The sequence below is a fragment of the Agrobacterium sp. CFBP2214 genome (assembly GCF_030209895.1).
GTDB lineage: Bacteria > Pseudomonadota > Alphaproteobacteria > Rhizobiales > Rhizobiaceae > Agrobacterium > Agrobacterium radiobacter.
On sequence record NZ_JARVRC010000001.1, the window covers coordinates 546662 to 560723 of the forward strand.

Annotated in this window: 12 protein-coding genes; 4 read left to right on the plus strand and 8 right to left on the minus strand. The window is 58.5% G+C overall.

Going from position 1 to position 14062, the window contains the following annotated elements; translation table 11 throughout:
* Nucleotides 1–98: 98 nt before the first annotated feature.
* Together QRN60_RS02640 and ubiA are read left to right on the plus strand one after the other, a co-directional pair.
* Nucleotides 99–899, plus strand: coding sequence for a MipA/OmpV family protein (locus tag QRN60_RS02640; protein WP_129564596.1), 801 nt, complete (start codon nt 99–101; stop codon nt 897–899).
* Between the two features lie 268 nt (nt 900–1167).
* Nucleotides 1168–2121, plus strand: a complete 954-nt coding sequence (ubiA, locus tag QRN60_RS02645; protein WP_112592073.1) for a 4-hydroxybenzoate octaprenyltransferase — start codon at nt 1168–1170, stop codon at nt 2119–2121.
* A gap of 77 nt (nt 2122–2198) precedes the next feature.
* Here ubiA and QRN60_RS02650 read toward each other — a convergent pair whose 3' ends face one another.
* Nucleotides 2199–2765, minus strand: coding sequence for a DUF6101 family protein (locus QRN60_RS02650; RefSeq protein WP_003503226.1), 567 nt, complete (start codon nt 2763–2765; stop codon nt 2199–2201).
* 367 nt (nt 2766–3132) lie between these two features.
* Here QRN60_RS02650 and QRN60_RS02655 point away from each other — a divergent pair, with 367 nt between their 5' ends.
* Nucleotides 3133–5571: a DUF1217 domain-containing protein gene (locus tag QRN60_RS02655; protein WP_129564595.1), complete on the plus strand. Its 2439-nt coding sequence runs from the start codon at nt 3133–3135 to the stop codon at nt 5569–5571.
* A 53-nt stretch (nt 5572–5624) separates the two neighbouring features.
* On the opposite strand, the gene QRN60_RS02660 is transcribed toward QRN60_RS02655, so the two are convergent.
* Nucleotides 5625–6575 carry a LysR substrate-binding domain-containing protein gene (locus QRN60_RS02660; protein ID WP_020010502.1) on the minus strand — a complete coding sequence of 317 codons (951 nt, stop codon included), beginning with the start codon at nt 6573–6575 and terminating at the stop codon, nt 5625–5627.
* A gap of 203 nt (nt 6576–6778) precedes the next feature.
* On the opposite strand from QRN60_RS02660, the gene QRN60_RS02665 reads away from it, so the two are divergent.
* Nucleotides 6779–7072, plus strand: a complete 294-nt coding sequence (locus QRN60_RS02665; RefSeq protein ID WP_035212551.1) for a YjiS-like domain-containing protein — start codon at nt 6779–6781, stop codon at nt 7070–7072.
* A gap of 164 nt (nt 7073–7236) precedes the next feature.
* On the opposite strand, the gene QRN60_RS02670 is transcribed toward QRN60_RS02665, so the two are convergent.
* From QRN60_RS02670 to QRN60_RS02695, 6 genes are all read right to left on the minus strand, one after another.
* Entirely contained in the window at nt 7237–8610 is a 1374-nt protein-coding gene (locus tag QRN60_RS02670; RefSeq protein WP_080865855.1) for a glutamate--cysteine ligase, read from the minus strand.
* Between the two features lie 118 nt (nt 8611–8728).
* Nucleotides 8729–9466 carry a 16S rRNA (uracil(1498)-N(3))-methyltransferase gene (locus tag QRN60_RS02675; protein WP_165000558.1) on the minus strand — a complete coding sequence of 246 codons (738 nt, stop codon included), beginning with the start codon at nt 9464–9466 and terminating at the stop codon, nt 8729–8731.
* 14 nt (nt 9467–9480) lie between these two features.
* The gene (locus QRN60_RS02680; protein WP_060726040.1) at nt 9481–10989 is read right to left on the minus strand and encodes an inorganic phosphate transporter; all 1509 of its coding nucleotides are present in this window, start codon (nt 10987–10989) and stop codon (nt 9481–9483) included.
* A 161-nt stretch (nt 10990–11150) separates the two neighbouring features.
* Nucleotides 11151–11591 (minus strand): NUDIX hydrolase, encoded by a 441-nt coding sequence (locus QRN60_RS02685; RefSeq protein ID WP_035212549.1) that lies wholly within the window; start codon nt 11589–11591, stop codon nt 11151–11153.
* Between the two features lie 297 nt (nt 11592–11888).
* Nucleotides 11889–12635, minus strand: a complete 747-nt coding sequence (locus QRN60_RS02690; RefSeq protein ID WP_129564594.1) for an HAD family hydrolase — start codon at nt 12633–12635, stop codon at nt 11889–11891.
* Nucleotides 12632–13978: a glycosyltransferase family 4 protein gene (locus QRN60_RS02695; protein ID WP_162690364.1), complete on the minus strand. Its 1347-nt coding sequence runs from the start codon at nt 13976–13978 to the stop codon at nt 12632–12634. Before QRN60_RS02695 ends, QRN60_RS02690 begins: the two co-directional genes overlap by 4 nt.
* Nucleotides 13979–14062: the final 84 nt, after the last annotated feature.

Below are 14062 nucleotides of genomic sequence, written 5' to 3' on the forward strand. Positions count from 1 at the left end.
GCCGCCGGTTTGCTTTCCCGCTCTGGTTAATGAAATGGAAAGACAATCCCTCTAATTCTACGGGCACCTTGTCTGTATTGCGTTTCTGGGGTTCTTTCATGTTCAAGCCATCAGCGGCCGCCGCCGCCTGTGTCCTGTCGCTTTTTGCCGTGGGCAATGCCCATGCGGAAGGCTGGTTTTCGGGCGACTGGTATCTGAAGCTCGGTGGTGCGGGTTTCACCGCGCCGAAATATCAGGGCGACAACAAGAATGAATTCGGCTTTTCGCCCATCATTTCGCTTGGCCGTCAGGGGCAGGGCGCGCGTTTTACCTCGCGCAACGACAGCGCCTCGATTTCGCTTCTGGACAATGGCCCGATCAGCATGGGTCTGGCCGGCAAGCTGGTTTCCCCGCGTGACGAGGGCGATTCCGCCGATCTCAAGGGCATGACCCGCATCAAGCGCGGCGGCGAGCTTGGTGGTTTCGCCGAGGCTTATCCGACCGACTGGCTGCGCGTTCGCGGCGAAGTCCGTCAGGGTATCCGCAGCCATAGCGGCGTGGTCGGCGATGTTGCCGTCGATGCCTTCACCGATATCGCCCCCGGTATCCAGATTTCCGCCGGCCCGCGCGCCACGTGGGTGAGCAGCAAGTACAATGAGCGTTATTACGGCGTCAGTGCCGCACAGACGGCCGCCGGTGCGCCATCGCCCTATAGCCCGGGCGGCGGCCTGCATTCCGCCGGCATCGGCGCCGCCATCACCTGGAAGGTCACCGAGAACGCCGAAGTCGGGTCGTTTGCGGAATATCGCCGCCTGACCGGTGATGCCGCCGATAGCTCGCTGGTGCGCGAGCGCGGCTCGAAAAACCAGTTCATCGTCGGTGTTCAGGCAAGCTATAAATTCAATTTTTCGCTGCCCTGAGACAAGAAACCGAATGTCTGAGGTTGATGGCCCGCAGGAAACCGTTGCGGGCCTTGATGTTTCTGCCAATCCGCGTTCGACGCCATCCTCGGGCTTGACCCGAGGATCCATTGATTTCAACGGGTTGTGGATTCTCGGGTCAAGCCCGAGGATGACGTCGGTGAGGTTTTCGCTTTGCCGGTGGCGTGTTGCAATCCGCCAAGAACCGCGCATCTTTGCACTTTGAAATCCATTCCGATTTTCCCGCCGATGCTGTAGAACCATCCCTATGGTTCACCACAGCGATTTGTCAGACCGCGTTTCCGACGCGCCATCCAACAACTGGGTCTATCGGATTTTGCCGAGGTCCCTCTGGCCCTATGCGCAGCTTGCACGATGGGATCGCCCCATCGGCTGGCAATTGTTGATGTGGCCGTGTTTCTGGTCCGCGGCCCTTGCGGCCAATGTGGCGGTGGCAAGCGGCGGCTTTTCCTGGGCGACACTGATCTGGCATCTGGCGCTGTTCTTCATCGGGTCGGTGGCGATGCGCGGTGCGGGCTGCACCTATAATGATCTGGCCGACCACAAGATCGACATGGCTGTGGCGCGCACCCGTTCGCGGCCGCTGCCTTCCGGCCGCGTGAGCCGGATGCAGGCCAAGATCTTCATCGTCCTGCAGGCACTTGCCGGGCTCGTCGTGCTTTTGCAGTTCAACAGTTTCGCAATCGCGACCGGCATATTCTCGCTGGTCTTCGTGGCGATCTATCCCTTCGCCAAGCGTTTCACCAACTGGCCGCAATTTTTCCTCGGCCTTGCCTTTTCCTGGGGCGCGCTGATGGGCTGGGCGGGACAGTTCGGATCGCTCGCCTGGCCGGCTGTCCTGCTTTATGTCGGCTCCATCGCCTGGACGATCGGTTATGATACAATCTACGCCCATCAGGATAAGGAAGATGACACCGCGGTGGGCATCGGTTCGACCGCCCTGCTGTTTGGCGAGAACACACATCGCTGGCTGGTTTTCCTTTATGGCACAGCCCTTGCCATGATGTTCCTGTCGTTCTGGATGGCGGGCGTTAACATCATTGCCTATAGCGGCCTTGCCGCTGCCGCGCTCATGCTGTTCCGCCAGGTCTGGGTGCTCGATATCGATGACGTGGACCAGTGCCTCGTGCTGTTCAAATCCAACAACCGCGTCGGCGTGCTGATTTTCGCAGGCCTGATCCTGCCGCTCCTGCTGGCGTAAGCCGTGAAAATACGGAATGGAAAAAGCCCGGTCGCGTCATCCGCGCCGGGCTTTTTGATTTGTCTGGCTGAAGATTATCAGCTGCGGGCGATGATTTCCTTGCCCTCGATCTTCATGCTCATGCCGAGCGAACCGGTGGAGCGGCGAACGAGGAAGCGGGGACGGCGTTCCGCGAAATAGGAATGGCGGCGGCGCGGACGGGTATTCTGGGTGCGCACCTTGCCGAGATGTTCTTCCAGCGGACGGGCAACGCCATCGGCTTCCACCATCAGCATGGGAATGCGGTAGGCTTCAGACCAGCTGCGCCAGTCGGCGGCGATATCGCAGAGATCGTGAGCGACGAGAAGCGGAACGCAGAGATCCGGATCGTCATGGTGCAGTTCCAGGGTCACCGTCACCTGTCCGTCGCCATGGTCGATGGCGCGGGCGGCAACACCCTTGAAAGCGCGGGCAGGCAGGGCGAAGGACAGAGGCAGGCCGGAAGAGGACAGAACCTTTCGCAGAACGGCGCCCCGTTCATCGAGAGTGACGGCGACATCGGTCGCGCCATTGCCTTTTCCATAGGTGACCTGTTGCGGAAAACGTGCCGGGTCGAGTCTGAGAGTGGCGACGGCCCAGTCGGGCTTCAGAACGGTCTTGGTCATGTTTATTCTACCCTTGTTTTACCTGAGAGCCGGTTTCCGGTCTTCTCATCGGGACTTTTCGTCCTCTGATGTCGGGAGAATATCCGCCGCATGTTCGAGACTGCTTAAAAATCGCGGTTAAGAAAACTTTGCATTCCCAAATGGTTAGCAAAACACACTGTGGCATGGTTTCGCTTAGGTAAAGCAGATCGAGACAATGCGGTTTTTATCCCGATCGGAATTGTGCTCTTTCAAGCTACGGGCAAGGCGCGTCATGCATAGTCATGCCAAGGCTTGCCGTGCGTCCGGATGGGCGCGCGATGGGTGGTTCAAAACCGGAGCTTTTGGTGTCCCCGAGGGGATGCGCTGTGCTCCAGGGGGCATACGGATGGTATCGACTTATCTCAGCTACGACCTCATCAACCGCGATATGAAGGCAAGCATCTCGCGCGTGTCGCAGCAGGGGCTCGTGGAGCGGCAGACGAAATATTACAAGGAAAACATCGGCAATGTGAAAAGCGTCGATGAATTCCTCGATAACTACCAGCTTTATTCCTATGCCATGGATGCCTTCGGTCTGGGCGAGATGACCTATGCCAAGGCCTTCATGAAAAAGGTGCTCGACAGCGACCTGAACGACCAGAACAGCTTCGCCAACAAGCTGACCGACGAGCGTTATCGGGAATTTGCCGCCGCCTTTAATTTCAGCTCTTCGACAAAGACCGTGCAGACAGACGCACAGCTCGACAAGATGATCGGGCTTTATGATACGTCGATCACCAATCTGAACAGCAGCCTTGCGGAAGAGACACGTTATTACAAGGCAATCATCGGCACGGTGACGAATGCCGACCAGCTGCTGCGCAACGACCGCACCCGCGCCTATATCTTCCAGGTCTTCGGCGTCGATGAGAAGACCTATTCTTATGCCCATATCAAGGGATTGATGACGAGCGACGTCAACGATCCCAATAGCTACATCAACCAGAAATACGGCGCGGCCTATAATGACGCGGTCGAAAAACTGACGATGAAGGGTAATATCGAACTGCATGCGCAGGTCACCACCCGGATTACGGCCATCGATACCGAACTTGCGGGCACGGGTCTGACAAACGAAGAGCGCACGAAGCTCGAGTCGGAAAAGGTGACCCGCCAGGACCAGCTGACCCAGCTTGAGGCCGTTTTGCCACCGAAGGATGAGTGGGAGGCGAAGCTTGCGGCGATCAAGGCGGAACAGACGACGCTGTCGAACACCGTCACCCAATATAACAAGATGGCGCAGATCGCTAACGCCTTCGAGTTCAAGAATGACGGCACGGTAACTGCTGGCGGGGCACAGACGGCGGACAATCTGAAAGCCATCACGGACTCCTATATCGGCAGCGCAGCGCGTGTGACGCCGACCGTCGCGACGCTGAACCGCGATTACTTCGAATCGAAGATTGGTTCCATCACGACAGTAGAGGAACTGATGTCGGATGCGCGGCTTGTCAATTACATCAGAACGGCCTTCGACCTGAACGACCTGACCATCGTGCCGGCAACGATCAAGAACATCCTCACAAGCGATCTCAGCGATCCGAACAATTACATCGCGACCATGGGCAAGAACGACAAGCGTTACCTCGCCCTGAAAAACGCGTTCAATTTCCTGCCCGACGGTACGCTCGCGGCCGGCACGACGCCGCAGACGACGACACAGACCGCGACGACCACCAGCGGTTACATGACCCATTACAATGATGCGGACGAGGCAGCTGACGAAAAGGCGCTCACGCTGTTCAAGAGCAGCATTGGCAAGGTCACAAGCGTCAATGATTTCCTCGGAACCAATGCGGTCTATACCTATGCGCTGAAGGCTGTCGGCCTCGATCCCGCCAAGGTGAACATCTCCGATATCCAGAGGGTGCTGACCAGCGACCTGCAGGACAAGAAGAGCTACGTTTATACGCTGAAGGATGATCGGTATGTGAAGCTTGCCGAACTCTTCAACTTCACCAAGGACGGTTCGGTCGGTGCACCCATTCTCGCGCAGTCGGAAATCGAGCTGCAGACCATGTCGGCCGACTACATCAAGAAGAAATCGGCTTTCGGTACAGCTAAGGACAAGGAGGCCGCCACGGCCGAGGCGAAATATTTCTCGGGCGAAATGCAGAAGATCAAGACGCTCAGTGAATTCCTGGCCAATGACCGCCTGACCAAATTCGCGATGGAATCGCTCGGCATTGACCCCACGAGCGTGACGAAAGAACAGCTGCAGAAGATATTCACGTCAAATCTTGATGACAAGGACAGCTACGTCAACAAGGAGATGGATCCGGTCTTCCGCCGCCTCGTCACCGCCTTCAATTTCGACACGGACGGCAAGCTCCTTCATGAAGACCGCAGCCTGATCCAGACCCGGCGCGGACTTTATGAAACGCTCGACAATTATCTGACCCAGACGCTGGAAACGCAGGCGGGCGAAGAAAACGCCGGCGTGCGACTGGCGCTCTATTTCAAGCGCATGGCGGCCGGGACGACATCCTATTATTCGATCCTTGCCGATACCGCGATCCAGAACTTCATCAAGACTACCTTTGGCATTCCCGATGAACTCGGTAATGCCGGCGTCGATACCCAGGTGGCGATGATGAAGAAATATTTCGACATCAAGGATTTTCAGGACCCGGATAAGGTCAAGAAGCTGATCGCCCGTTTCACCATCATGTACGACAATCAGCAGAACGTCGCCGATCCCATCATGACCCTGTTCAATGGCAGCGGCTCGGTGGGTATCAGCGGCGATACGTTGCTGGCGGTCGCGACGCTACGGGCACGATAGCTCGAAAAGAGGAAGGCCGGACATGTCCGGCCTTTGCCATACCCACTATCCCCTCACCACCCCGGCAGCATATGCCCGGCGCGCAGGCGCGGCATCTTGGGGTAGGTCTTCACATCATTGTCCATCTCGTCGGCAACGCTCATCGGCGAGATATTGTCGAGGCAGGCGGTGATGTGGTCGGTAATGGCATTCACCAGCGAAGGCGAGAGACCGGGGCGTTTCATCAGGCCGATCTGCACCGGCGGCAGCGGCGGGAAACCATCGGCGGCGGTCAGAACCTTCATGCCGGTGCGCAGCGCCGATTCCGGCAGTACCGAGACGGCCATGCCCGCCAGCACGGCGGCGGCGACCACGGTGGAAGACCAGCTGGTAAACAGTACCTGATAATCCCGCCCATCGGCATCGAGGGCCGAACAGGCGAGCTGACGCCAGTGGCAGTCGCGCCGGCCCACGGCGAGCGGCACCGGCGCGTCATCCTTCAGCGGATGGTTGGCGGAGGCCACCCAGCAGAGCGGTTCAGTGCGCACCACATCCGAAGAGCGCGCGCGTGGATTATGGGTGACGAGGGCAATATCCAGTTCCCCGCGCGCCATTTTTTCGGCCAGGCTGACCGAGGGTTCGCAGACGATATAGAGCTCGACATTGGGGTGAGTCTTGGCAAAACGCCCGATGATCTCAGGCATGTAGCGGTCGGCATAGTCATCAGGTGTGCCGATGCGCAGCGTCCCTTCCAGCCTGTTGTCGTCGAAGGCGGCGATTGCCTCGTTATTAAGGCGGATGATGCGGCGGGCGTAATTCATCAGCTTTTCGCCCTCCGCCGTCAGGCGGTTGCCGCGCCCGTCCTTGGCGAAAAGCTGTTTGCCGATGCGTTCCTCAAGCCGGCGCATCTGCATGGAGACGGCGGATTGCGTCTTGAAGACGCGATCTGCGGCCTTGGTGAAGCTGCCCGTATCAACGATGGCGATGAAGGTGTGCAGCTGGTCTATGTCGAGAGGTGCGGACATGGATGGTCATCCATCAGAATGATTGATGTCTCACATTAGAAACATTCGTTGGACTGATCAATAGTCTTGCGACATTTTGACACCAAGCAAATCAATATCAACCCCGGGCCGACGAGATGTCGAGCCCTTAACCCGAGGCAGCTTCTCGCGCGTGGTGCGCCGGGAGCGGTGCCGCATCGTGCCGTTACGGAAGGATAAGTGTCATGCGCACGGCAGAACGGAGAATGGAACTGGAACTCGCAACCGGCAGGGAAAGCGATGCGCTTCGTCGCCTCGTTGTCGGTGTTGCTTCGACCGTGAAAACCTTTCTGCAGCGCATCTATAACCGTATCTGCGCCAATGAGCTGACGGAACTCGACGACCGCCTGCTTGCGGATGTCGGTCTGGTGCGATCGGATGTGACGAATGCGCTCAATACCGGCCTTTTCGAGGACCCGACCGCCCATCTGACCCGGGCCGCACAGCTACGCTCGGTCACGCGGTTTGAGGCGCTCTAAGTTTTGTTCGCGCAACTCCGGCAGACCTCCAGCTGCCGGAGTTGCTCCGAGCTGAAAAGTTTTCCCCGCAGGGTGATTTGCCAATAGCCCTGCCTTTGCCCGGTGTCAGGCCCCTCGGCCGCGCCGGGCTTTTTTAATGGCGGTGCAGCTTTAGTGCCAATGCCTCAATATTGATATTCCTCGAAGACCGGCAGCACCGAACCGCCCCAGCGGCCATTATAAAGCGCAAGCAGGTCTTCGGCGAGGGTGGTCTTCTTGGCCAGAACCTCATCCAGCGAGGACAGGAACACGGTCTCATCCTGGCCTTCGCCATTCAGGCGTTTGCGGTTTTTCAGGCCGGTGCGGGAAATGTCGAGCACCTCACGGGCGATGCCGAGGAGTGGCTTGCCGGCGATCTCTGCGGCCAGACCCTTAGCCGGTACGGCGTCGCGTAGCGCAATGACCTCATCGAAACTCCAGCCGGCCGTCAGTGCATCGGCAGCATCAAGCGCTTCCTGATCATAGAGAAGTCCGACCCAGAACGCCGGCAGGGCGCAGATGCGCCTCCACGGGCCGCCATCCGCACCGCGCATTTCGAGGAAGCGCTTCAGGCGCACATCCGGGAACAGGGTGGAAAGATGGTTCGTCCAGTCGCCCATTGTCGGCTGCCACTCGGCGATTTCGCCCTTTAGCGCGCCATTCATGAACTGACGGAAGGTGACATGGGTGCAATCGTGATATTTGCCGTCGCGCACGATGAAATACATCGGCACATCAAGCGCCCATTCCACATAGTCCTTGAAGCCGAAGTCATCTTTGAAGGTGAAGGGCAGCACGCCCGAGCGGCGATTGTCGGTGTCGCGCCAGATATCGCCGCGCCAGGAGAGCAGACCGTTCGGCTTGCCTTCGGTGAAGGGCGAAGAGGCAAAGAGCGCGGTTGCCAGCGACTGCAGCTTCATGGAAACACGCATCTTCTGGCGCATGTCAGCTTCGGAGGAGAAATCGAGATTAACCTGAATGGTGCAGGTGCGGTACATCATGTCGAGACCCTTGGTCCCGACCTTCGGCATATAGCGCGTCATAATCGCGTAACGCGATTTCGGCATATGCGGGGTTTCGTCATAGCTCCACAACGGGCTGCCGCCGATGCCGAGGAAACGAATGCCCATCGGCTCGGCCACTTCGCGCACGGTCGCCAGATGCTGGTTGGATTCCTTGCAGGTCTGATGCAGGTTCTCGAGCGGCGCGCCTGACAGTTCGAACTGGCCGCCCGGCTCGATGGAGATGGCCCCCATGCCGTGCTGTTCGCCAAGGCCGATGATGTTCTCGCCGTCCATGATCGGCTCCCAGCCGAGCTTTTCCTGCATGCCCTTCAAAAGGGCCGAAATGCTGGCTTCGCCGAAATAGGGAACGGGACTGTTATCCTTGCGGAAAAACGCGAATTTTTCGTGTTCGGTGCCGATGCGGAAATCGGCTTCAGCTTTGCAACCGCCTGCCAGATAATCTGTAAGCTCCGTGACGGAGGAGAGGGGTGTCTGGTCGGTCGTGTCGCGTGCCATGGCTTACCTTGTTATGACGTCTCTGTTGCGGCGAGGCATATGATTGGCAGATAGGGCCGGATCGTATCCGGAGGCAAATGAATTTCTTTTAAAGATGCATGAAGCGCAATGGTGCCTCTCAGTTCCAGTCGCCGATAACAGCCTGAATGACTGCAAGTGCGGCGACGGCGGCCGTATCGGCCCTCAGGATTCGCGGCCCGAGCGGAATGGGGGTAACGAAGGAAAGGCCGCGCAGAAGCTCCCGCTCCTCTTCGGAAAATCCGCCTTCCGGGCCGACCAGCAGGGCAATTTTGCGTTCCGTGACGGATTGCAGGATGGGCAACGGATTTTGCCCCGCATCGCCTTCGTCGCAATAGATGATGCGCCGGTCGTGAGGCCAGGACTCGAGCATGTCCTTCAGTTTCACAGGTTCGGCCACGTCGGGCAGGGACAGTATGCCGCACTGCTCGGCGGCCTCGATGGCGTTGGCGCGCAGTTTTTCGGTGTTGTGAATCTTGCCCTGAACATGCTGCGTCATCACCGGTTGCAACAGGCCGGCGCCCATTTCCACCGCCTTCTGCACCACATAATCCATGCGCCCGACTTTCAGCGGTGCGAAAAGATAATGCAGGTCAGGTGCATCCGGCTGCGGACGTGTCTGCTCGAGGGGCACGAGAACGATCTTCTTGCGGCTCGGAAAGGAAAGTCTCGTTTTCCATTCGCCGTCACGCCCGTTGAACAGCAGGATTTCCGCACCGTCGGTCATGCGCAGCACATTGGCGAGATAGTTGAACTGTTCGGTTGTTGCCTCCTGCGCGACGCCTTCGGCAAGATTGGCTTCGATATACAGGCGTTGCATCCGGAAATTAGCGCGCATGGGATTTTTCGGTTTTAGAGAAAGAGGAAGGACATGAGCCAATAGAGCAGCGCTGCAAGCGTTGCACTTAAGGGAACGGTGACCAGCCAGGCGGCGATGATCGTCATGAAGTGGGAGCGCCGGACAAGATAACGGCGGCGCACCTCGGAGGGATTGTCGGCATATTTTTGGGCGCGGCGGATTGTCTGGCCGGCTCCCGCCTGAACGAGCTCCTGCCGCCGCCGTGACGATTGCGTATACCATTCACGGAAGAAGCCAACGCCGAACACCGCGCCGATGGCGGTGTGGGTGGTGCTGACCGGCAGGCCGAAGCGCGAGGCAACGAGGACGGTGAGCGCCGTGGCCACGGAAACGCAAAACGCGCGCATCGGATTGAGCTTGGTGATCTGTTCACCGACGAGGCGGATGAGACGCGGGCCATAAAGAAGAATACCGCAGGAAAGCCCGAAGGCGCCGACCAGCATCACCCACAGCGGTGCGCGGGCGGAGGTGCTCACCGCCTCATCATGCAGGGCGCGCACGATGGCCACGACAGGGCCGATGGCGTTCGAAACGTCATTTGCCCCATGCGCGAAGGACATCAAGGCGGCGGCGAGAACGAGCGGCCATTGGAACAGGATTCGAAGCGACTGGTTGCGGTTCTCCAGCCCTTCCGATTGTTTGTGGATGATCGGCACACAAAGCCGCCACGCCACAAGCCCGGTCACCAGCCCTATGAGGCTGGCATGGCCAAGCGACACATGCATGAGCTGCCGCAATCCGACCCAGATGAGATAGGCCATGAAGACGCCCGCCATCAGGCCGATGAGAACCGGAACCCACAGCCGGGCCGAGCCGATCTTGTCTTCGCGGTAAATGATGAATTCCTTGATGAAAGCAAGGATGGCGACGGCGATGAAGGCGCTGATGAAGGGTGCGAGTACCCATGCGAAGGCGATGCTGCCGAGCGAAAGCCAGTCGACCGCTTTCGCCCCATAGGCGGCCATTCCGGCGCCCGCAACCCCGCCGACCACCGTATGGGTGGTGGAGATCGGCGCTCTTGTCCAGGTCGAGATATTGACGAGAAGGCCGGCGGCGAGAAGCGCCGACAGCATCGCCCAGGAAAAGGCGGTCCTGTCGGGGATGGTCTCGACGTTGATGATGCCGCTGGAAATGGTCTCCACGACATTGCCGCCGGTGATCAATGCCCCGGCGATCTCACAGATGGCGGCGACGATGAGCGCAACGGCAAGCGGCATGGCCTTGGCGCCGACCGCCGGGCCGACATTGTTCGTCACGTCATTCGCGCCGATATTGATGGCCATATAAGCGCCGATGGCGACGGCGGCGATGATGATGACGGCACCCGCAGTGCCCGTGACGAAAGCGCCCGCGAAGACCGCCGCGAGGACAACGAACATGAACCCCGCGCCAAGGCCGGCAAGCTGCTGCGTGACGTGCAGCGTCGCCTCTTCGACACGGGTGAACTTGTCGAGATCCTTGTCGAGCGTCGGCTTCATGTTTGATGGCGGCTTCGTTGCCATTCACACCTCGTTTGCCAGCATTCCCTTTCGTCCGGCAGCGTCGCAGGTTGAAGGCAATTTACAGAAAGACTGTTACATCTCGCACATCTTTCCAAAAGGAAAGACGATAAAAGCCATGTTGGAAAAACAAACTGCACATTGCCACATCAGGGGCGGGCGCGCTATTTCGAATGCGCCATCCGCTTGTCGAAAGCGAGCATAAGCGCCTTCAGTTCCGGCTCGTTGACGCGCTTGCCAGCTTCTTGCGGACTGACCCATTCCAAACGTCTCGATTCCTTCTCGGGAAAGCTTTCCTGCATTTCCGAAACTTCGAGCAGATGCACCTGCACCCTGCATGGCACGTTGACGCCGCTGTTCAGCTTTTTCTCGTAGTCGTAATAACCGAAGGGCGCCTTTTCCACCGTGCCTTTGACACCGGCTTCCTCATAGGCTTCCTGCTCGGCCACCGCATGGGCCTTCTTGTTGGCCATCGGCCAGCCCTTGGGAATGACCCATCGGCCCGTATCCCTGCTGGTCAGCAGCAAGACTTCCGGCCCCGGATTTTTTTTCGACAATCGATAGCACAGCGCCGCATATTGCTGTCGCGGCGGTCTGCGCAACATCAAGCCAACATCTGTCGCCAATCGATTCAAAATCTTCAATCCGAATAAATCCTCTTTGCCGGGTAGTGATAATTGCTAATATAGAGATGCCGCAGATTCCGCCAATCCCCCTTTACCCATAACCCACTACTGTCTTCATGCTGATGAAGCCTTTGGGCGCAGGGGATGTGGTAGATTTGCGAACAAAGTTCTGACCGGGCGGTTCCCCGACCGTACAGCCGATGCGGTAATACTCTCTCTGCCTGCCTTCAAGCCATTCAGAATGCAAAGCCGCTATGAATTGTGGCCGGGGCTGCTTTAATCCGGGGCCATCCCCCAGTGCCGGAGGCCCTCGACCACACCGTCCGCTTCTCTCGCAGCCGCGTGAAAAAAGCGCGTATCCTGATGCGCCAGCGAGACAAGCTCCGGCAGGGCATTGCCGACGATCACGCCGCGAATATTCTTCAACTCGAACATCGCCCGATCATTGCCAGTATCGCCCGCAACCGCTGATTCGTCGAGGCCGATGCGTAATTGTCCACATAACCATGTGAGCGCTGCGCCCTTGTCCGCGGCTTTCGGCAAGATGTCGAGGTCGCGATCGCTGGAGTAGACGAGACGGGCGTCGATATCAGCCGCTACAAGCGCTGCTTCGATCTCCCCGAGCGCGGCGTCATCGGCGTCATGCAGGAACCAGCTCGATTTCAAGCCGTGCTGGTAACGCTCCTCCTGCATCGTCACACCGGGAATTCCGGCCATGACCTCGGTAATCTTCCGCGGGTCGAAACCGGTGCCGAGGGACTGTGTGTAGGCGCTTTCCAGTTCGCTTCGCTTTTTGGCGTGCAGCATCGTGCCGACGCCGCCGATGATGTAGTCCGGCTGCGGCAGCGGCACCTCTTCCAGGAGGGCAAGCTGGTCGTCGATCAGCCTGCCGCTGTTGAAAACGAGGAGGGGACGTTGCGCCTCCGGCAATGAGTGCCAGAAATCGCGAAACCGCCGAGTGGCGTCATTGTCGCCGACAACGGTTCCGTCGAGATCGGTGGAAAAAAGACGAAGCGGTTTCAATCGCCGTCATTCCATGGTTCGGCCCAGTCGGCTTCTTCCAGAACCGGCATCATGGTCCTGCCTTCCACAAGGGCGAGCAACTGCTGGGCAATGCCGGTCCAGGTGAACAGGCTGCGCGCCTTGTGTGCCCCCATGCGGGAAAGCCGCCCGTAAAGCCGCTCGTGCTTGAACGGTTTCATCATGGTGATGCCGAGGTCTTCCTTGTCGAAAGGATCGGCAAACAGCGCATGGCGGCCATAGCTCACGGCCCGGAACAACCCGCCATGGATGGTGACGACAGTTGGCGTGCCGCTCGCCATCGCCTCGATCGCGGTCATGCCGAACGGCTCATAGCGACTGGAAAGCACGAAAAGATCGGCAGCGCGATAGATATCCGGCAGGTCTTCATCCGCGACATAACCGGAAAAGGCCACCTTGTCTTCCAGACCGAGCGCTTTCACCCGCTCCTTCAGCTGGTTGAGGATCGTGGTTTCCTGTTCGTCCATATTCTCACCGCCAACGGCGAGATGCAGACGGGCTTCCGGTTCGCGCTCCGCAAGAACGGAGAAGCCGTCGATCAGCAGATCATAACCCTTGTTGGTGGCAAGCCGCCCAAGGGCCAGAACCGTCTTTCCCTCGAAGCCGAAACGCTGCCGGATCATCTGCCGTGTCGCATCCGAAACCGGGAAGAAACGGTTGTCGTCATAACCCGGCGGGATCATGTGGATGTGCTTGCGTTTTTGCCCGTAATCCTCAATCAGCACGTCGAGCTGCACCGGCGTCGTGGCGATCACCATGTCGCAGCTGCGATAGATGATAAGCTCGTGCTGAATGCGTTCCCTGAAGTTGAATTCCAGTTCGAACGTATCGGCCTTTTCCGGATAGTCGGTCTCCATCTGGCGCTTCTTCCAGATGCCGAGCGAATGCGGCGTGTGCAGATGCGGGACTTTCAGCGCTTCGGAGAGCCGCTGCCCGGCCACGCCGGCATCCCAGTAATGGCTGTTGATGAAAGAATAATTCAGGTCGTTCTTCTTGATGAAACGCAACGCGTTTTCGCACCATTCCATCAGGTGCCGGTGCAGATATTCCTTGGGAATGAAATCGCGTCCGCCGCAGGGAATGCGCACCACACGGACGCGCTCGTCAACCTCGTCGAATTCCGGCTGGTCTTCGAAGCGGCGGGTATAAAGATCGACGGTGTAACCGAGCTGGCCGAGTTTGCGTGCAAGCTCAAGCACATAAACCACCTGCCCCCCGGTATCGGCCGCGCCCAGTGGCGGATGCGCGGCGACATAGCCATGCGTCGATATGAGAGCTATCCGCGGATAGCGTTCAGTTTCGCTCGTGGTTGTCATGGGTCCCATCTTGGTAAATTTTTCCAATTAACCCGATAAAAAGACCGAAGAGCACAAAAGGTTCCATCAAAAATCGAATAAAATGGATGGCGC